General features: G+C 51.3%; 16 protein-coding genes and 1 tRNA gene. 3 read left to right on the plus strand and 14 right to left on the minus strand.

Annotation, left to right across the window (positions count from 1 at the left end):
• Positions 1–51 precede the first annotated feature (51 nt).
• Together tig and ACQ76X_RS18355 are read right to left on the minus strand one after the other, a co-directional pair.
• A complete protein-coding gene (tig, locus tag ACQ76X_RS18350) occupies positions 52–1,380 on the minus strand; it encodes a trigger factor (RefSeq protein WP_038595831.1) in 1,329 nt (442 codons plus the stop codon).
• 96 nt (positions 1,381–1,476) lie between these two features.
• Entirely contained in the window at positions 1,477–2,370 is an 894-nt protein-coding gene (locus ACQ76X_RS18355; protein WP_438495350.1) for a hypothetical protein, read from the minus strand.
• A gap of 173 nt (positions 2,371–2,543) precedes the next feature.
• Between ACQ76X_RS18355 and ACQ76X_RS18360 the strand changes: the two genes are divergently transcribed.
• Positions 2,544–2,617, plus strand: a tRNA-Arg gene (locus ACQ76X_RS18360).
• Positions 2,618–3,550: 933 nt separating this feature from the next.
• Here ACQ76X_RS18360 and ACQ76X_RS18365 read toward each other — a convergent pair.
• The 9 genes from ACQ76X_RS18365 to ACQ76X_RS18405 form a co-directional block, all read right to left on the minus strand.
• Positions 3,551–4,738 carry an anhydro-N-acetylmuramic acid kinase gene (locus tag ACQ76X_RS18365; RefSeq protein WP_438495351.1) on the minus strand — a complete coding sequence of 396 codons (1,188 nt, stop codon included), beginning with the start codon at positions 4,736–4,738 and terminating at the stop codon, positions 3,551–3,553.
• Complete coding sequence (gene nagZ, locus ACQ76X_RS18370) at positions 4,735–6,600, minus strand: beta-N-acetylhexosaminidase (protein WP_438495352.1); 1,866 nt, start codon at positions 6,598–6,600, stop codon at positions 4,735–4,737. The genes ACQ76X_RS18365 and nagZ overlap by 4 nt, the downstream gene beginning before the upstream one ends.
• A 34-nt stretch (positions 6,601–6,634) precedes the next feature.
• On the minus strand, positions 6,635–7,807 hold the full coding sequence (locus tag ACQ76X_RS18375) for an exo-beta-N-acetylmuramidase NamZ family protein (RefSeq protein ID WP_438495353.1): 1,173 nt from the start codon (positions 7,805–7,807) through the stop codon (positions 6,635–6,637).
• Between the two features lie 191 nt (positions 7,808–7,998).
• Positions 7,999–8,700 carry a hypothetical protein gene (locus tag ACQ76X_RS18380; RefSeq protein WP_063848057.1) on the minus strand — a complete coding sequence of 234 codons (702 nt, stop codon included), beginning with the start codon at positions 8,698–8,700 and terminating at the stop codon, positions 7,999–8,001.
• Positions 8,701–8,746: 46 nt separating this feature from the next.
• A complete protein-coding gene (locus ACQ76X_RS18385) occupies positions 8,747–9,853 on the minus strand; it encodes an ABC transporter ATP-binding protein (protein ID WP_438495354.1) in 1,107 nt (368 codons plus the stop codon).
• A 54-nt stretch (positions 9,854–9,907) separates the two neighbouring features.
• Positions 9,908–10,741, minus strand: a complete 834-nt coding sequence (locus ACQ76X_RS18390) for a carbohydrate ABC transporter permease (RefSeq protein ID WP_038595842.1) — start codon at positions 10,739–10,741, stop codon at positions 9,908–9,910.
• Between the two features lie 21 nt (positions 10,742–10,762).
• Complete coding sequence (locus tag ACQ76X_RS18395) at positions 10,763–11,674, minus strand: carbohydrate ABC transporter permease (RefSeq protein ID WP_438495355.1); 912 nt, start codon at positions 11,672–11,674, stop codon at positions 10,763–10,765.
• 70 nt (positions 11,675–11,744) lie between these two features.
• Positions 11,745–13,097, minus strand: a complete 1,353-nt coding sequence (locus tag ACQ76X_RS18400; RefSeq protein ID WP_438495356.1) for an ABC transporter substrate-binding protein — start codon at positions 13,095–13,097, stop codon at positions 11,745–11,747.
• A 26-nt stretch (positions 13,098–13,123) separates the two neighbouring features.
• A complete protein-coding gene (locus ACQ76X_RS18405) occupies positions 13,124–13,966 on the minus strand; it encodes a MurR/RpiR family transcriptional regulator (RefSeq protein WP_038595850.1) in 843 nt (280 codons plus the stop codon).
• A 231-nt stretch (positions 13,967–14,197) separates the two neighbouring features.
• Here ACQ76X_RS18405 and ACQ76X_RS18410 point away from each other — a divergent pair, with 231 nt between their 5' ends.
• Together ACQ76X_RS18410 and murQ are read left to right on the plus strand one after the other, a co-directional pair.
• Positions 14,198–15,139 (plus strand): BadF/BadG/BcrA/BcrD ATPase family protein, encoded by a 942-nt coding sequence (locus ACQ76X_RS18410; RefSeq protein WP_438495357.1) that lies wholly within the window; start codon positions 14,198–14,200, stop codon positions 15,137–15,139.
• Between the two features lie 58 nt (positions 15,140–15,197).
• The gene (gene murQ / locus ACQ76X_RS18415) at positions 15,198–16,094 is read left to right on the plus strand and encodes an N-acetylmuramic acid 6-phosphate etherase (RefSeq protein WP_438495358.1); all 897 of its coding nucleotides are present in this window, start codon (positions 15,198–15,200) and stop codon (positions 16,092–16,094) included.
• 133 nt (positions 16,095–16,227) lie between these two features.
• Here the strand turns inward: murQ and ACQ76X_RS18420 are convergent, their stop codons facing one another.
• From ACQ76X_RS18420 to pstC, 3 genes are all read right to left on the minus strand, one after another.
• Positions 16,228–18,099 (minus strand): flagellar assembly protein A, encoded by a 1,872-nt coding sequence (locus tag ACQ76X_RS18420; protein WP_438495359.1) that lies wholly within the window; start codon positions 18,097–18,099, stop codon positions 16,228–16,230.
• A gap of 188 nt (positions 18,100–18,287) precedes the next feature.
• Positions 18,288–19,169 (minus strand): phosphate ABC transporter permease PstA, encoded by an 882-nt coding sequence (gene pstA / locus ACQ76X_RS18425; protein ID WP_038595858.1) that lies wholly within the window; start codon positions 19,167–19,169, stop codon positions 18,288–18,290.
• Complete coding sequence (gene pstC / locus ACQ76X_RS18430) at positions 19,169–20,113, minus strand: phosphate ABC transporter permease subunit PstC (protein ID WP_340896802.1); 945 nt, start codon at positions 20,111–20,113, stop codon at positions 19,169–19,171. The genes pstA and pstC overlap by 1 nt, the downstream gene beginning before the upstream one ends.
• Positions 20,114–20,187: the final 74 nt, after the last annotated feature.

Consider the following 20,187-nt stretch of genomic DNA (forward strand, 5'->3'; position numbering starts at 1 on the left):
AGGCCGTACTACTGCTTGGCCGTTCTAGGTAAAATGTAGCTCCAGAAAATATTACTCAGCGCTTGTTTCTTCAGCAGCTTCTTCAGTTGCTTCAACTTCCACGCTGCTGGATACGAGCAGTTCAATGGTCTTGCGCAGCGAAATTTCTTCGTTCAAGCTGCTCAGGGAACCGTTAGCTGCAAGGATACTGCGGATTTCTTCAGGAGAACGTTTGAAGGATTCAGCCATGGAAGCGAGCTCTTGGTTCACTTCTTCTTCGGAAACTTCGATCTTCTCTTCCTTCGCGATCACTTCAAGCACAAGGTTGTTGCGGACGCGTTTTTCGGCATCGTCTTTCATTTGGCTCTCAAGATCTTCACGGGTTTGACCGGAGAAGCTGAGGAACATATCCATGTTCATGCCTTGTTGGCGAAGACGGTTGTCGAAATCGCGAACCATGTTTTGAACTTCGCTGGCGATCATCGCTTCAGGAATTTCCACTTCAGCATTTGCTGCTGCTTTGTCAACTACTGCAGTTTCACGAACGCCTTTCAGTTCTTCCTGTTTGCGGGATTCAAGTTGTGCTTTCAGATCTGCTTTGTATTCTTCCAGTGTGTCGAATTCACTTACATCTTTGGCGAACTCATCGTCCAGGGCAGGAAGCTGTTTGCGTTTGATTTCATGCAGCTTCACTTTGAATACAGCAGCTTTGCCTGCAAGGTTCTCTGCATGGTAAGCCTCAGGGAAAGTAACTTCTACATCCTTGAAATCACCAGTGGACATGCCTACAACCTGCTCTTCAAAACCAGGGATGAAGGAGTTGCTGCCAAGTTCCAGGGAATGACGTTCTGCTTGGCCGCCTTCGAACTGCACGCCATCTACGGAACCGTCAAAGTCAATTACAGTGATATCGCCATTAGCTGCCGCTTCATCTTCAACAACAACCAGTTCAGCATGACGTTCTTGCAGACGTTTCAGTTCGGCATCCAGCTCTTCTTCTGTAACTTCAGCTTTTTGAACCGGAACTTCCAGGCCTTTGTACTCGCCCAGCTTCACTTCAGGCTTAACAGTGATCTTCGCTTTGAAAATAAATGCTTGACCTTTAGCGAATTGCTCGATGTCCACTTCAGGACGGTCTACCGGGAAAATGTCGGTTTGCTCAACAGCTTCGCCGTAAACTTCTGGAAGAAGAATGTCGATGGCATCCTGGTACAGGCTTTCTACACCAAAACGGGATTCAAAGATCGGCCGAGGCACTTTACCTTTACGGAAACCAGGTACGTTTGCTTTCTTAACCACTTTATTAAAAGCTTTGTCGAGTGCTGCAGCTACGCGTTCTGCTTCCACTTCGACTTCAAGAACTCCAAGGTTCTTCTCTATTTTTTCCCAAGTTGCCTTCATAATATACTTTTCCCTCCAAAAATAGGTTACATGTTTACTTTAAATAATCACGCAATTCACGCACAGAATAACCACTATATTATATACAACATCGCTTTATTTATCAAGTAGAGAACTCTTTACAAATCCTTTGAGAGAACGATAGGCTCCTTCAAATTGAAAGCGCATGCCGCCCGTTATCCCGTACATCCCGCGTGTTTCTTCCTCCTGCCGCGTTCCGTTCAGGCTCTCTGACACCATTTGATGCAGCGCACCCGCCCAAATATCGAGCAGCGCATCCTCTCCGTCCAACAATTTTCGATATTCGGCCGAACCGTAAATCGACATGATAAACTGTCCCCAAAGCTCTTGGGCAAAATAATAAAGTGTAGGCTCATGAACCTCCGCCTGCTCAGCCACCCGTTCCATCACTTGGCTCACCTGCAGCGGGAAATCCTCATTTTGCAGCGGTACCGTCTCAATCTCCACAATCGACGCTTCCTGTCCGCGCATCAGCTTAATGGTTCCCTGTGCACCGCGCCGCCGGAGGGTCTGCAGTGTACGGAATTGCAGCAGCGGATGAACCGTTGCCTTCTCCAGCCAGTCTGTCAGCGTCTCGTCGACATGTCCGCCCTCCAGATAAGAAAGCTGCTCCAGTGCCAGGATCGTCGCTTCGGACAGCGGCTCGTTCATGATACGCTTCAATAACTTATCAGGATAATCCGCATCCTCTTCCTGCTTCGATTTAGCCAGTATGCGGGCCATGTCCTCTTCCTTAAGATCCTGCTCTTCACCGGGAGCGGCATCTTTCGCATCTCCGCCCTGAGCAGCGTATGGAAAGGCCGCCTCCAGCCAACTAAGCAGCGACTGCCATTCCTCGTAGTGCCGCTCTTCCTGACCTTGGCATTGCAGCAAAAAGCGCAGCAGTTCCATCGCTTCCCCGTAACGTTCACTCTCCAGCATCACCGTGAGCTGAATCTGATAGTAATCCAGCGTCTTCGGAAACAGCACGACATTCTCTTTGGCAGGGGAATTCGAATGACTAATGAGGGCACCTCCTTTTCTCCGAACCTTAGTCAATTGTAGATTATAGCATATCCCGGCTAGGTTTCAAAAAAACAAGTTGAAAAAGTCATCTATGTATGATAACATAATTTTTGCTTGCTTTTCGCACAAGCTAATATGTCCCGGTAGCTCAGTTGGATAGAGCATGCGCCTTCTAAGCGCACGGTCGGGGGTTCGAATCCCTTCCGGGACGTCCTTTCAGAAACAGCCTTCCTTCGGGGAGGCTGTTTCTGCGTTCAGGCGAGCGGAGCCCGCTGCGGGCTGGCGCTTCCAAGAACGCGATGCAGTTCGGAATTAGAATGTCGGGAACACGAAGTCAGCTGGACGTTGGCGTGTCCGGCAACGCAATACCTCCTGACTGGACGTTAGGGATCTAGAATCGTGAAGCCCACTGGGGTTCGTTTGACGTCTGGAACGACGAGTGAAGCCCGTTGGGGATTCGTTAGACGTTTGGAACGACGAGTGAAGCCTGTTGGGAATTCGTTAGACGTTTGGAACGACGAGTGAAGCCTGTTGGGAATTCGTTAGACGTTTGGAACGACGAGTGAAGTCCATTGGGTGGACTACCATATCTCTGAATGAGGTCCGTTGAGTGCTGAGCGAACACAAACGAAAATACTAGTGCTTCAGTTCAGCGGCATCTCGGCTACTGCGGACTCAGGAGACGCTATTTAGTGAATTACCAGACATCCGGGGGAGTCGCGGACTCCAGAGTCGTTATTTAAAAGAAATTAACCTAAATCGGGGATTCCAGCACAAATAACGGCACCTCAGTCCGGATGCGCCTAAAAACAGCCTGATCTCCAGTAATAAGGACTCTTGGGTCCGAAGCGGGTGAGAAATAGCACCTTTCGTCAGTAGATACAGATTCCGCTTGAATTCTTTCCTTGTCCTCCTTCCTTTAACGCCTCGAGCTCCATGCATAAAAAGAAACAACCCCGCCTGATAACAAGCGGGGCATTTGTCTATTTAACGGCTGCGTTTATCCTACTGGTTAAATTCACCTACCGGGCCTAATCTACCGGTTGCGTTTAACCCGCTGTCTGCGTTTACCTGCCGCCTAAGTTTCTCGACTACCTTCGTTTATACAGCAACGGTTAGCTGCGCATGTGAAAATCAAATCGCTTTATGGAAACGCCAGCTTGCCCATCACTGTCGGACGGGACGCTCCTGTGGCCGAAGGAAGATTATTGGCGACTCCGTGCATGAAATCATTGCCCAGCAAGGCGAAAATAATCGCCTCCTTCGCGTCGTCGCTGAAACCCAGCACACTTGAGGTTATTACAGCCTGTTCCGGCAGCAGGTGCTGAAGCATAGCCAGCAGCGCAGCATTGTGCGCACCGCCGCCGCTGACGATGACCTCGTCAATTTCGCATACAGGGAATACGTACCTCAGATAACCTTCCGCTATCGTCCGCGCGGTAAATGCGGTGGCAGTGGCTACAATATCTGCATCGTTCAAGCCGCGTGTCCGGGCCAGGGTCACAAACTGTTCGGCATAAGCTTTGCCGAAGACTTCCCGGCCTGTAGACTTGGGTGGCTTCAGTGCAAAATAAGGGTGCTCCATCATTTGATCCACCAGCATTTCGTCCGGTGTTCCCTGCGCGGCCCAAGATCCTCCGTCATCATAAGTCATTTGTCCGTTGCTCAGCCGATATACAGTCTGATCAATGACCATGTTTCCGGGGCCTGTATCGAAGGCAAACACATCCTCCGGACCCGCTGCGGCAGGAAGTGCTGTACAATTCCCGATTCCTCCAATATTCTGCAGCAGCCGTCCTTTCTCCGGATGCCGGAACAGAATCAGATCTCCATAAGGTGCCAGCGGCGCTCCCTGCCCGCCAACTGCCATGTCACCCGGGCGGAAATCCCCGACCACAAGCCGGCCTGTTTCCTTGGCCAGTACAGACAAGTCGCCAAGCTGGAGCGTGGAACGGACCAGAAGCGGATCATCGGTTGCCGCTTCCGGGATATGCCACACGGTCTGGCCGTGGGAGCTGATGAGATCAATCTCATCAAGCTCCATTCCGGCACTGCGTACCGCTTCTATGGCCGCCTCGGCAAACCGTTCCGCCAGATATACGTTCATACCACATACTAGGTCCACAGATGAATGTTCTATCGTGCATAGCTCTTTCAGCCGCTCCCGAAGCCCGTCGTCATAGGGCACAGAGGAATAATGCAGCAGTTCAGCCTTGGCAACCAGTCCGCTTCCTTCTATTGAGACTATTGCTGCGTCAATGCCATCCAGCGAAGTGCCGGACATCAAACCAACAACGACAGATTTTTGTTTAGTCCAGAGCGGGCCAATCATAAGCTAAGGCCCCATCCCGCCGGATATTTATCCCCAAGCGATACCGGCAGTCGTCCCTGAAACGGAATTTGCCCGAGCAATGCTTTGGCTGCACTTTCCAGCGCAAGCGGACGCCCTTCATATGCAGCGGTATAAGTCTCTATCTCCGGCATTGCCAGCAGGTCATAAGGATTGCGCAGGGCAACAACCGCAAGCGGCTTGCCAAGCGCCCGCAAGGATTCCACCAAATTGCATTGATCGGGATTAAACTGCGCATTGTAGGTGCCGACAACGATCTGCTCAATGTCCTCAACCCGCGCTACCTCCAGCAGGTCAGCAGCATAGCTGGCAATATCTCCTGCCGGAACGACACGGTCAATGCAATCCAGACCATATTTACTCAGCATCGTACCAAGTCCCGCGGTTTCGCCAAAAGCTTCATCCACAAGAGTGGCTACTACAGGCGCTGCCGTAACTGCTAGCGTCTTTTTCCGTTGTAGGGGAAGCACAGAGGATTGATTGCGGACCAGGGTGATGCTGGCTTCACTGATACGGCGCGCCACTTCTACATGAGGGGGAGCTTCCAGCAGGCTGAGACCTGCATATGCTGCGGCAGAGCTGACCACGTGTCCGTATTCAACATCCATCGCAACGGTATTTGCAGCATCCCCGTCTTCAATCTCAGAATGTTTGGAACCCCCAGCACTTGTGTCTTCTGCACTCACTGCTCCAGCGCCTTCTGCACTTGCAGCCGTTGAACCCGCTGCCGAAGAATCCGCAGCATCGGAATCCGCTGCTCCGTCCCCCTCAACAGGTCCGGCTGCGATCACACCCCGCTTCACCTTCAGCGCGAGCAGCCGCCGCACCGAGTCGTCAATGCGGGTTTCGCTGATTCTGCCTTCAGCGACCGCATGAAGGATAGCCTCAATGGCAGCCAGCTGACGGTCAGCGCGGTGGCTGATTAGAACGATATCAGCCCCGGCTTCAATGGCCAGCACCGAAGCTTCAACGGTGCCGTAGTGCTCGGCGATGGCGTTCATCTCCATGCAATCGGTCATAATAATCCCGCCGTAGCCTAGTTCTTCTCGTAGCAGACCGGTCAGAACCGCCTTCGAGAGCGTAACCGGAAGCTTCTCCTGCTCAAGTGCCGGGAAGTAGATATGCGCCGACATCATGGCATCCACACCTTCGGCAATCGCTCTGCGGAAAGGAACCAGCTCTACGCTGTCCATACGCGCCCGGTCATGTCTAACGGTTGGCAGATCCAGATGGGAATCCACATCGGTATCGCCGTGGCCCGGAAAATGTTTAGCCGTAGCCGCGACACCTGCATCCTGAAATCCGCGGATCGTCGCTGCGCCATAATCGGCTACCTTCTCCGGCGATTCGCCGAAGGAACGGACGCCGATCACCGGATTCCGGGCATTATTGTTCACGTCCAGCACAGGAGCATAATTCAAATTAATGCCCATGGCGCTCAGTTCCCGCCCGCTGATCAAAGCCGCCTGATAGGCATCCTCTACCGAACCGGCCGCTGCGATAGCCATTCCGCCGGGCATAAGCGCCACGCCTTCAGTAATACGGGCGACCATACCGCCTTCCTGGTCGATGGAGATCCAGAGAGGAGCCTTGCCGCCTTCCGCTGCAGCCTGCTGCAACTCAGCGGTCATTCTGGCTACCTGCTCCGGCGTCTCTACGTTGCGGGCGAAGTAAATGACGCCGCCGATCCCGCCTTTTGCAACAAGCTCGCGAATTCCGTCGTCCGGCACAGCGGTTCCTTCGAAACCGCACATCAGCATTTGCCCGATTTTGTCACTGAGACTCATTTCGGCGACCACCATATCAAGGCCGCTCTCTTGTACTGCTGCCTCACGCCAATCCATTGCCACCGCCTGCCTTCCCCAAATCAGATTTTAGCTATTCATACAGAAGATAAGGCTTCCGCAACATCAGCCATCTATCGTTTTCTTCCTGCCATTGTCCAATGATTTCCCGCAGCCCCTCTGCTGTGCCAATACATCTGCGCACCGCTTCGCCGCCGGTCAATAAATCAATGAAGTATCTACCGCCTTCTATCGGCGGAGCAAGCCACTGAAATTGCTCCGGATAGAGTGAACACACCTCATGCAGCATGACAAGTCCGGTACGTACGGATTCATAAGCCTTGGGCTCAGTCACGAATAATCGCACACCGCCGCATAGTTCTCCTTGATGTTTGGAGAAGGTCGGTGTTGCATACACAGGATGGAAGTGCACACCCGGAAGCTGATGTTTCTCCATCGCTTCGGCAAACAATGCCCCATCCAGCCATGGTGCGCCAACCCACTCAAACGGGCGGGTGGTTCCCCGACCTTCTGAGAGATTCGTTCCTTCAAAAAAGCAGGTTCCAGCATAAACTCTCACCGTGTCAATCGTCGGCACATTGGGGGAGGGCATCATCCACGGGAGACCCGTGTCCATAAATTCCAGCTGACGATTCCAGCCTTCCAGCGGAATGACATCCAGCACACAGCCAATTCCTCTCTTGCCGTTCGCCATAAGCGCCAATTCCCCGATGGTCATCCCCGTGCGGATCGGCATGGACCAGGCGCCAACCATAGATTCGTAGCCAGCCTTCAAAAGCCCGCCTTCGCTGCCGGTTCCGCCAAGCGGGGCAGGACGGTCGAGTACGAGCAGGCTTTTACCGTTTTCCGCGCAGGCCTCCATCACATAAAGTAAGGTTGATACATACGTATAAAACCGCACGCCCAGATCCTGAATGTCAAAAATAAGCGTATCCACTTCATCCAGCATCTCAGGCACCGGCTTCTTATGCATCCCGTACAAGCTGTACACCGGAATCCCCAGCCCCGCGTCCAGCTCATCCGTGAATTTCACACCGGCTTGGTGCTGGCCGTATATGCCGTGTTCACACGCAAAAAGTGCCGTAAGTCTAGAAGATTCCAGACTCCGGCACACCTCCACACTGGAGCGGAAGTCCACCGTTATGCCGGTAGGATTTGTAACCAGCCCGATCCGCCGCCCATCCAGCAGCGGATGAGACAAACCTGAGGCCAGCCGGTCTACCCCGCAATTTACCTGTAGACTCATGACAATCCACCTCCGGCAATGACACCAGCGGATCTATCCACTCCGCACTTCACCTGTAGACTCATAACAGTCCACCTCCGGCAATGATGCCAGCGGATCTATCCACCCCGCAGCTTACCTGTAGGCGCATGACAATCCCCCTTCCGGCATATAGGAGTACAGAGGACAACCGCTGTGCATTATCCTCCGGTTCATAGCAATCTCCCGCCTGCATAGAGCTCACTCGTCTCAGGCACACCCTCCTGCTCATCATCCTCATCGGGATGAAGTACATTGTATGCAGCTTTATGCAGATAGACTGCAAGCATGCCGTTAAATAGCGCCATGAAACCTACTACAGTTACAGTCAGCATGATCCCCACAACCAACGCCTGGAAGAAGGCCCCGATAGTATAAGCCGGATAACGGAGGAACAGCTTGACGCTTTCCCCCATGGCCTTGAAGATGCCCATTCGGCGCTGAATCACCAGTTGCAGCGTGTAGAATTGAGAGACAAGCGCCATAGCGACAAAATAAGTCTGGAAAATGGCAATCGTCCAGCTTACCGCCCCGTCACGGCCTCCATAGAACCACCAGGTTGACCATAAAATCAGCACCAGCAAGGAGCATAGCAGACCGAACGCCACTGCCGGCCCAAAACCCTTGCGCGCACCGCTGAGCATCTCCCGGACACTCAGCTTCTTTCCCTCCGTTCTCCGGTGGTACGCATGGAACACACCGAAAAACAGCGGCATGTAAAGAAGCGGAATCAGGATAAATGACAACGCTATAGGCGCAAAGATGACCACTGGCACCAGCATAGCCGAACTGGCCAGACTGAGCAGCGCAATCGGCACAATCTCCCGGAATGACTCCACTCCCGTACTCACCAAGACTTGATTCAGTTTCTGCATTGCTTGTCTCCCCTTTCTACCTTGCAACCCTTATAGCCAGCTTGTTCTACCAGACAATTCTTTCTTCTGTTGCCGGATCGAAATAACGCGCTTTGCTGAGATCGAATATAAACTGCTTATCGAGATTATTGTAGGCTTTCGTCTCCGGATGAACCTTGGCGGTTACCGTTCGGCTGCCGATTTTAAAATAGACCAAATTCTCGGAACCCAGATGCTCTACTACCTTAATATGCGCCTGCATTTGATGTTCTGTAGAAACTCCCGGTGCGAAGTCATCGCCGTAGATATGCTCCGGGCGGATGCCAAGAATAATCTCTCTGTTGTTATAGCCTTTCAAACCGGCTGCCGCATCCTCTGACAGCAGGAATTCCGCACCATCAATAACTACACGTCCCTGTTCAATCCGGGCATCAATAAAGTTCATCGCCGGAGAGCCGATGAATCCGGCTACGAACATATTTTTGGGATTGGCATACAGCTCGGTCGGAGAAGCCACTTGTTGAATGACACCTTTATTCATAACAACAATCCGCTCACCAAGTGTCATTGCTTCTACCTGGTCATGCGTAACATATACAATTGTAGCGCCGAGACGTTTATGAAGCTCGCCCAGCTCCACACGCATCTGAATCCGCAATTTCGCGTCCAGATTGGACAGCGGCTCATCGAACAGAAACACCTGCGGATCACGCACAATCGCCCGGCCGACGGCCACACGCTGGCGCTGTCCTCCGGACAGCTCGCGCGGCTTGCGTTCCAGCATCTCTTCAAGTCCGAGAATGGTCGCGGCTTCCTGAACTTTTTTCTCAATATAATCCTTCGGTTTCTTCAGGTTCTTCAGTCCAAAGGACAGATTCTCACGGATGCTCATATGCGGATACAGCGCGTAATCCTGGAACACCATCGCAATATCGCGGTCTTTAGGATGAAGGTTGTTTACGATACGCTCGCCGATGATAATATCCCCGCTTGTCTGCTGCTCCAGGCCTGCGATCATCCGCAGCGAGGTGGTTTTGCCGCAGCCTGAAGGTCCGACGAACACAACAAATTCTTTATCATTAATAACAAAATCGGAACCCGCCACCGCTGTAAAGGTCTGCTTGTTCTGATCGTCAAATTGTTTGCGCACATTGCGGAATTCAACTCGTGCCATTGCTCTTCCCCCTCATATCTAACCCTGTGAATTTTGAGAATATCAACAATTAACCTAGCCTTTTACAGCTCCGATAGTAATGCCCTGCAGGAAATAGCGCTGCAGCGAGAAGAACAGAATCAGCATCGGCAGCGCACCAACTGTCGCCCCTGCCATAATCGCTCCGAAATCCGTAGACTCTGCGAATACAAAGGAAGCCAGTCCGACCTGGATCGTCCGCATTTCCGTCGAATTCGTAATCAGGAAAGGCCAGAAAAATTCGTTCCAGGAAGCGACGAAGGTGAAAATTGCGAGTACGGCAAGCCCGGGCTTTGCCAGCGGAAGAATAACCTTCCAGAAGATGCCGAACTCGCTGCAGGCATCGATCCGCGCCGCATGAATCAGCGAGGTCGGAAGAGAGGACATGTACTGCTTCATCAAAAAGATATTGCCAACCGTGATCGCCGTCGGCAGAATAATCGCGGTATAGCTGTCACCGAGATTAAACACGTTGACGATCAGAATATAGAGCGGAATCAACGTTACCTGTGCCGGGATCATCATCGTGCTGAGCAGCACCCAGAAAATCGCGTTGCTTCCGGGAAATTTCAATTTAGCAAAAGCATATCCCGCAAGGGAAGCGAAAAACACATTGGTAATGGTAAGGATCGATGAAATCAGCAAAGAGTTGAACAGCCAGCGCCAGGCCGCTGTTTTGGCAAAAAAACGGTCATATGGAGCGAGCGAGAAAGCCTCCGGCAGCATGCTTGGCCGGAAACTGGCGGATGCAGCAGAGTCCTGCACGGAACCGACAATCATCCAGTAAAGCGGAATAACCGTTACTATACTCCACACTACAAGACAAGCCACCGCCACCCATAGAAAGATGGTCTTTGATCTAGTTTTCATTACAGGTTCGCCCCTTCCATCCTAATACTCGACATCACTCGAGAAATATTTAAACTGAATGACAGAGACCAGGATAATCAGAAACGCCAGCACGAACGACTGCGCCGAAGCCAGGCCAAATTCATAAAACTGGAACGCCGTCTGGTAGATCAGATAAGCAATCGTCGTTGTCGCAAAGTTCGGCCCGCCCTGGGTCATCATGTACACCGAGATAAAGACCTGGAAGGAAGTAATCACTCCCGTTACGAGCAGATATAGAGTGGTCGGTTTCAGCAAAGGCCAGGTAATCCGTGTAAATTTGGTCCAGCCGCTGGCATGATCAATATCAGCCGCTTCATAGAGTGATTTCGGAACTCCGCCCATCGACGCCAGATAAAGAATGATTCCCGCTCCGTGCGAGCCGAGCCAGTTCATCAGAATCAGCGAGAAGAGTGCGGTCTTGGACTGTCCAAGCCAGATCACCGGATCAAGGCCAAACCATTCCAGAAACCGGTTCAGAAGCCCGACATTCGTCGGATCAAAAATCGCCAGCCAGACGATGGATATCGTGACACCGGACGCAACTGCCGGCAGATATAATGTAGCCTTGAAAAAGGTCTGCCATTTGGTCTTCATCTGGTAGATTAAATAGGACAGCACAAACGTAATGATAATATTAACCGGTACCGTGCACACCGTAAAAATAACGGTATTCCACATCGATTTCCAGAAGGTTGAATCCTGAAACAGCCGCTCATAGTTGTCGAAGCCGATCCAGGTGGAGTTCATAATGTTGTACTGCTGGAAGCTCATGATCAAGGCAGATACGACCGGATATAGTGTAAACACTAGAAACAGCAGAACGGGTGCCAGGATAAACAGGTATGCCCATCCATATTCACGCCATAACCTGCCGGCGGAACTGCGCGTCCGCTTTGGCGCGATTGTCGTCATCCCTTTCCTCCTCCTCTTGTAAGAGAGGGCGCCAAATTCAACAAATGCGAAGGGCGCCCCCCTTAGAAAACTACTTATTCAGCATTTGGCTTCCTTTACTGTTGAATTCTTTTGCGATAGCTTCAGGCGATTTCTCCCCGGAATACAGGGCCTGGATATTCGGTGTTACAACCTGCTCCTTGAACTGTTTCATTTGGGCTGCAATAGCGGTGTCGAGCTTCAGTGTTACAGGCATTGCAATGTTCTCAGCCATGATCGCGGAAGCTTTGATCGTTTCATCCGTTCCTAGCGCTTTGCCTGCAAACAGATCGGCTTGCGATTGACGTACAAATGGAAGCACCAGCTCGTTGGAGGAATTACCGGCTTTGGCACTGCTCAGATAATCCAACACCAGGAATGTATTTTTGGCATGCTGCTCGCCTTTGTCATTTTTCTGTTTAAAGGCGATATAGCCTTCCGCGCCCATCGTAGTTTTGGCAGGAGCAGCATCATTATGCGGAACCGGCAGCAGAACGAAATTAATTTTCTCGCCAGTGATTGTACCAGCATCAATATCCTTGTTCCGGTTCTGAATCATTACGTCATAATAAGGGATGGCTTTGGAAATAATGGCGGCTTGTCCGGCATAGAACATATCGGAACGTTTGGCCGGAGCAATAGCTGCGGTCTCTTTGGGCATGTAGCCTTTGTCCAGCAGGCCTTTAATAAAGCTCAGCGTGTCAAGGATGCGTTCATCATTCCACTGAAAAGCACCGGATTCATCCAGAACATCAGGCATATAGTTGTTGCGGGACAGCATTTCAATGAAATCCAGCGATGTTCCGTCTGTCACCAGCGGATATTGGGTGGAACCGTCGCCCAAGGTTTTGGTCAGCTTAGCAGCAGCGGCTTCAAATTCAGACCAAGTCCAGCCTTTTTGCTGAATCGAAGCCCAGTCAATGCCCGCTTCTTCAAGAATCCGTTTGTTTCCGCCCCAGCCCCATTGGAACTGATAGAGCGGCAGGCCGTATTGTTTGCCGCCAATCTGGGCGAGCTCCAGTGTTCCCGGAAGGTAATCCTTCTTGATGTCGTCCGTCATGTACGGATCCAGATCAAGCGCAAGCCCGGTGTTGACATAGGTGCCGTCCACACTGTGGAAGTACAGGTCAGGCGGACTGCCGGCATTCAGGGCTACGTCGAATTTCTTCGGACCCTCCGCCCACGACAGCACTTCCGTCTTCACGGTGATGTTCGGATGTTCTTTTTGAAAATCTGCTACCAGACCCTTTAGCTCATCCTCATAGGCTCCGTGCACCGGATAAGTCCAGACGGTAACGGTATCTTTGGCATCCGGGCTGCTTGCCGCCTCCTTGCCTCCGGAGTTGCCACATGCGCTGATCAGCATCATTACCAGAACCATACTAAGCAATAAACTTTTCTTCATTATTTCTTCTCCCCTTATTTTTCCGGCTACAGCCGTTTGATGTGTTGTCTGCTCTTTTCCAGATAAGTAACGGACTGTTCATAATTCCGGCTTGCAACGGCGAGATATAAAATATCGATAAGATTAAGCTGTGTAATCCGCGAAGCCATCGCTCCGCTGCGGATTTCATTTTCGGTGGCGGAGGTGCATAGCGGAATGTCCGCGCTCCGGCTTAAGGTGGAATTGCCATATTTCGCGATGCTGATCACGGTTCCCCCATTATCCTTCACAATGGATGCTGCCCGGATAACCTCTTTGGTCTCGCCGGAGTATGAAATGCATACAGCCACGTCATCAGCAGTTGCGGTTATGGCGCTCGTTAACTGGACATGCGGATCGGCAAAAGAGAAGCTCATCTTATTAATCCGCAAAAACTTCTGCTGGGCATCCATCGCAATCAGGTTGGAGGCTCCCACTCCGAAGAAATAGATCACCTTTGCCCGGTCAATCGCTTCAACCGCCCGCTCAACCATGGCTTCATCCAAAATCGTGAGAGTATCCCGGATCGATTGAATATTATTATTGGATACATTCTGCATAATGGCTGAAATCGTGTCATTGGGACGAATCTCCTGGTAGCCAATGATTGCCGGATCTCTGCCCTGAAGATCACCGGCCACTTTAATCTTCAGATCCTGGTATCCCTTAAAGCCGATGGACTTGCACAGCCTGACGATTGCCGCCTGGCTGGACCCGCTCTTCGTAGCCAAATCAGCGATGGAGAGCTGGATCATTTCATCCGGATTCTGCAGGATATACGCAGCAATCTTGTGCTCCGACGGACTTAGTGTTTCATACAATTCCCGCAAACGAATCAAACCGCCATTCATTGGAATCGATGCACCTCCCTATAGAATAGAACTCTCTTTGAACCGACACCCCGCAAAACAATGTTAGCTTTGTTAACTCATAAGGTTTGTTATTCTCCCAAAACCTTGGATTGAATTCATTATATGAGTTGTAAAATAAAATTTCAACATTTATTTTTCTTGTGAAATTTTATTTTACTTTATGCTCTTCATCTCATATAATTAGTAAAAAATCAAAGTGGTGATTGATCGATGAAAGTGTTCTTAGGCCTTGATGGAGGTGGCACAAAGACCGATGCAGCCGCTTTGGATGAGCGGGGAACATTACTCGCCCGCTATATTGGAGGTCCATCCAATCCGCATAGTGCCTCCTTCGGGACAGCGCTTACAGAAATCATGTCAGCTATTGACGGATTGATAGAGAGACTGTCGATAAATGTCGATGAAATTGCAGCAATATGTCTCGCCGTGTCAGGTTTCTCCAGCATTGATGAAGAAACCCTCCTCAAGAGGGCCGTTCAGCAGCATGTATTGAAACAAGGACTATCTATTCCGGTGTTCATACAATCAGAAGGGCAGATTTCTTTGATGGCCGCAGTGGGAAGCAATCACGGGGTGCTGGTCATCTCGGGTACCGGATCGATTTGCTACGGCTATCTTCCGGATGGATCCGGCACCCGCACCGGCGGCTGGGGACATTACCTTGGAGATGAAGGCAGCGGATATCAAATCGGGCTCCGTACACTCAAAACGGTGATGCGCAGCTATGACAGTGTTTGTAAACCCACGATAATGACCGATATGATTATGGAGGAATACGGATTTAAGCTCATTACGGATTTGAAGGGATATATTTATATTCCTTCCCATTCCAAAGCAGAAATTGCCGCCTTCTCAAAGGTTTGCATTCAGGCGGCTGAAGCCGGAGATGCTGCTGCTATCGCCATTCTTACCGAAGAAGCTGCGTCCTTAAGCGATACTGCTGCGGCCCTGCTTCGCCATAGTCCCACTCTGCAGAACTATCCCGTAGTGCTCAGCGGCTCAGTGTTTAGATATTCCCCAATCTTCCGCGGGATCTTCTGCAGCAGCCTGCAGAAAACTTTTGGCGGGTTGAATTTCGTAGAGGGGAGCCTTGGGGCACCGCCATCCACCGGAGCGGCCTTGACTGCACGCAAGCTGTTTAATGACTTATGATTCATCTATTAAGAATTCCCATACAGACAAGAATAGACTGGCAGGAGGAAGAAACCTCATGAATCCTATTTTGGACAACCTGATTACAGAGCAGCTCAATGATAAAACAAGCGATATCGATAACCTCAGTTCCACCGAAATTATGGAGCTGATTAATAATGAAGACCGGCTCGTCGCCGAGTGTATTCAAGGGCTTATCCCGCAGATTGCCATCGCTGCGGACTATATCGTCCATGCCTTTCAGCAGAGCGGGAGATTGTTCTATGTAGGTGCCGGAACGAGCGGAAGAATCGGCATTCTTGATGCCTCCGAATGTCCGCCCACCTATGGCACAGACCCGGCTATGGTGCAGGGATTAATTGCCGGAGGGTTTCAGGCGATTAAAGATCCCGTTGAGGGTGCGGAAGACAGCGAGGAATTAGGTGCAGCCGATATCGACTCCTCCGGCATCACCGCGAAGGATGTGGTTATCGGCATTGCCGCCAGCGGGCGCACACCATATGTTCTGGGGGCGATGAAACGTGCGGGAGAACTTGGAGCGGTTGTCATCGGCTTATGCAACAACCCCGGAACACCGATGGCAGGCCTCGGCCAATTAACCATAGAAGCAGTGGTTGGCCCGGAAGTCATCATGGGCTCTACCCGGATGAAATCAGGCACCACGCAAAAAATGATTCTCAACATGCTGACCACCACTGCCATGATCCGGATCGGGAAGGTCTATCGTAATCTCATGGTCGATCTGAATCCATCCAATAAAAAACTGGTGCACCGGGCCAAACGGATTATTGGACTGGCCACCGATGCTTCCGACGAACAGATTGAAGCGGCTTATCATGGCGCAGAAGGCCATGTAAAGACTGCCATTATTATGATATTGGCCAATGTGGATGCTGAAGAAGCGCGGAGCAGACTGCTGGCTGCAGACGGATTCGTGCGCGGAGCACTGCAGTAGTCTGAACTTCATTCCTTCTGGACAACACGAACAAGACTTTCCGGGTCCTTCCGGAAAGTCTTGTTCGCCATATCTAAGGATTACTGGCCATTCAACAAGCTATGATTAAGCCGCCCATTCCCTGCCCTTATGCTCACTTGGCTTCCATGCGGAGCTTAATCATCCGCACAGTTTCGATATCAAATACGATATTCTCTACCGGCTCCATAATATCCGCTGTATAACGGTCGATCGTTACTTTGCCCATGTACATTTTGCGGACAGTAACACTCTGTTTGGCCTTCAGGTAAGACTGCGCCCCGCTCTCCCCGCCGACAAAATAGGCTAAAATGTTCCCTCCTGCCTCCAGCTTGGAGCCACGACAAACCGAAAACGTCTTATGAAACGTAATATTCCCCGATGAAAACAGTACACTCTGCACAATGCCATCCCGGTGGATATTAATATCCCCATTCGATTTCAGTGTGCTGTTCTGGCATTTGCCGATATTAACCTCCACTTTGGATTCCTGCATCCGTGCTACGCCAACATGCAGCTCCTCCAATATACCGATGACTCCACTGAGCGAAGTCTCCGTCAGGAAATCGACCAGCTGCACCGGCTTCAGAAACAGGTTGAGAAAATGCAGGGTCTGTTCCAGATCCTGATGAAAGGAAGCCTTCACCGTATCCAGCACCAAGAGGAGCTCCTTAATGAGCTGGGGGATTTTCTGAAACTTGCTTTCCAGCAGCAGCAGCACGGCCTGTCCGTACTTCACACTCTTTTTGTGGCTTTGTACGGCTTGTACGAGCATCTGAGTAGCATTTTGCAAGACCTTGCACTCCTCAATCAGCTGCTTGGAGAAGTTGTAGATCCGGTTGTACATGACGCCGAAATAACCGGAATACAGCTTGCTGTTAACCACGTTTCCTTTCACTAGAATGCTCCCGGTAGCCGTAATTGTGGAGTTGTAGACACTTCCGGAAACATAGACATTGCCCAAGGATTCAATAATCATGTTGTCCTCTACATTGCCGCGGATAATCACATCGCCCGAGAAGACGATATTGCCGGTGTGGATGCTCACATTGCCGGGAACGAGGTATGAGGTGCAGATGTCAAAACATTTGACTTTGTCGCCAGTCACCCTGGGCCTGCCTTCGCGCAGGGCGCGGACTTCGTTGTTGATCAGCAGCACTGTGTTATTCCTTGCAGTCACCGTGACATCAGCTGGCTCAGGCGGATAAAGAATTTCTCCATATACATCATAGCCGTGAATCCCTTCGACGACCGGAATCTTGCGGGCAATGACCTCACCGCGGATCACTGAAGGAATGCGGAGATGGCTGCGGTAATCCACCTGTCCTTCAATTTCACTAAATTCATTCTCAATTGTCTCGGAGAAAAACAATTCCAGATACGCATTCTCCCCAGGCACAGCCGCTCTCCCTTTGGCAGCAGTAATCGGCTGGTAGGTCGGATTCTGAAGTTCGGCATGAATGCCGGAGATGTTCAGGTTCTGGATGATCTTCTTATGCTCAAAATCAACAATGATCTGATTCAGGCCAAGCATGCCGATGACATTCGCCGAATCCTGCGATGCTTTCACCTCTACTATGCTGGCTGTGAAATGGTCGTTTAATTTCCAGGGAGATCTTTTAGAACCAAATAAGGTGAAAAAGGCCAGCAACCTGTCCTCGGAAACAGTAATGGTATAAAGCGGCGGTTCGACGATCTCCCATTCTATGATGTCTTGTGAGGTGACAGCTGACGGTTCTGTAAGCACTTGACCGTTTACATGAAGCAGCACCGGGAGCAGGGCCGATATCACTGCTGGTGATCCGCCTGGAAGCGGGTCCTGAACAAATATCTTTCCAGCCCGGACCAGCAGCCGTCCATCCCTTTCATTGTCGGAATTATCGTCTTCCATAAAAGATTCTTCGATGCTCACCTCACTCTCAATCCGTGAAAGCTCCAGCATGTTAACCAGTTTATTGAGTTCCTTCTCGGACATGTGCTCCGCCATCACTCGCACCTCCTGGTTAGGGACTACCTAATATGTAACTGCTTTCATTTTAGTATTATTAAGAATTTTAAGCAATTAACATTCCGGATTTGCCTTCCTCCCCCATCCGCCATAGAAAAAAAGACTGCACTCGCGGCATGAAGCTGCTGCTGGCAGTCTGTTTTTTGTATTCAATGAAATTTAATTGTTCAGCGCCCCTTGCGGCGATTTCCGAGCCATAAAGGAAAGCGAAAGACAAAGTTGATCAGCAGGACTACGAAGACCAGCACCGCCGCCGATTTGTCGGCGATCTGCCGCGCGTCTTCGACAATGGCTTCGGATTGCACATACCAAAGATGCACAGCGAGTGTCTCTCCAGGCGAGAACAGATTAAAGTCCCACATTTCTCCGGAGGTGCTGAGTCCTGCGGTCAGAATAATAACCGCCGATTCGCCGAAGGCACGGCCGGCCACAAGGCAGACACCGGTGACAATCGACGACATCGCTACCGGAAGCACCACTTTGCGGATGACATGGAATTTGGTCATGCCAAGCGCATATCCGGCTTCACGGATTTCACGGGGAACCGCCTGCACAGCTTCCTCCGTCACCCGGGTCAGCATCGGCAGGTTAAGCAGCGCCAGGCTGACACCGCCGCCGAGAATCGTCAGGCCGACACCGAAATATTCGGCAAAAATCGCCAGACCCAGCATCCCAAACACAATCGAGGGTACCGAGGACAACGACTCCACGCAGATGCGCAACGCGCCGGTAAAGCGATTGTCCGGGGCGTATTCCGCCATGTAGATGCCGGCGCCGATCCCAATCGGTATGGAAATCAACAGCGAAATGAACAGGATGTAGAAGGAGTTGAACAGGACCGGTCCGATCCCTCCGCCGGGATCAATCTCCTCCGGCTGCTTGATCAGGAAATCGGGTCTAAGCGCCGGCAGTCCCTTGCTCAGGATCGTAAAGAGCAGCCAGAAGATCAGCAGCATCACGAGAGCGCCGAGGGTATAAAAACCAAAGGTCGCAATTTTGTTGCGCCGCTGGGCACGGGCAGTATAACGGGTACGTGTGAAACCGTTCATTACGCATCCCTCCTTTTCCGTCCCAGGATGCGGATCACCAGGATCAGCACAAAGGAAATGAGCAGCAGCAGGAAAGCCATCATATGCAGCGCATAGTTCCAGGTGGAGTCAAACTCCACATTGGAGATTTGCATGACGATATTACTGGTCAGCACAGACGATGGCGTAAACAGCGTCTTGGCCAGCTGCGGGGTATTGCCGATGACCATAACAACGGCCATGGTCTCCCCGACAGCCCGGGTCATCCCGAGGATGATGGCCGAGATGATGCCTCTGCTGGCCGCAGGCAGGATCACCCGCATAATGACCTGAAGGCGGGTCGAGCCGAGGGCATAAGCGGCATCCCGGTATTTGCGCGGAACGGCAACAATGGCATCGTCGCTGATCCGGCAGATCGTCGGCAGCACCATCAATGCCAGAACGAGCGCAGCGGCGAGTAGTCCGTCACCCAGCCCTTCCCCGCTGACTCTGCGCAGAAAAGGCAGAAGGACCGTAAGGCCCAGATAACCATATACTATAGAAGGAATTCCGACGAGCAGGTCGAGCACTGGCCGGATAAAGTTCTTCATCCATTTCGGAGCAATTTCGGCACACAGCACGGCCATGCCTACGGAGATCGGCACGGCAATCAGCAGCGTCAGTGCTGTAAGCGACAATGTATTTACAATGAAGGCAGCAGCCCCGAAGGCATCCTCTTCCGGCGTCCAGTTAAAGGAGAAGAAAAATTCAGCCGGTGAGAGATGAGCGAACAGAAGCAGCGCCGTTTTGCCGATGAAAATAATAACAAGTCCAAGCACAAAGCAAAGCGCAAGAATACTGAATATAAAATAATAGCGGGATAAGGTATTGCTGAACAAATGTCTGCTGTGGCGTTTCTCACTGACTTTAACCTCGGATAGACCCTTTTGTGCCCTTGATGCCAGGCCCTGGACTGGTGCCCCCATACGTTCCCTCCTGTAAGCGGCCACCCCCGTGTGGAATCCGGGGCTGGCCGCATGTACCGTTCAATATAGTGAAG

Origin of the sequence: Paenibacillus sp. IHBB 3054 (assembly GCF_051594305.1) — a bacterium.
In the GTDB taxonomy this organism is placed as follows: domain Bacteria; phylum Bacillota; class Bacilli; order Paenibacillales; family Paenibacillaceae; genus Paenibacillus_AQ.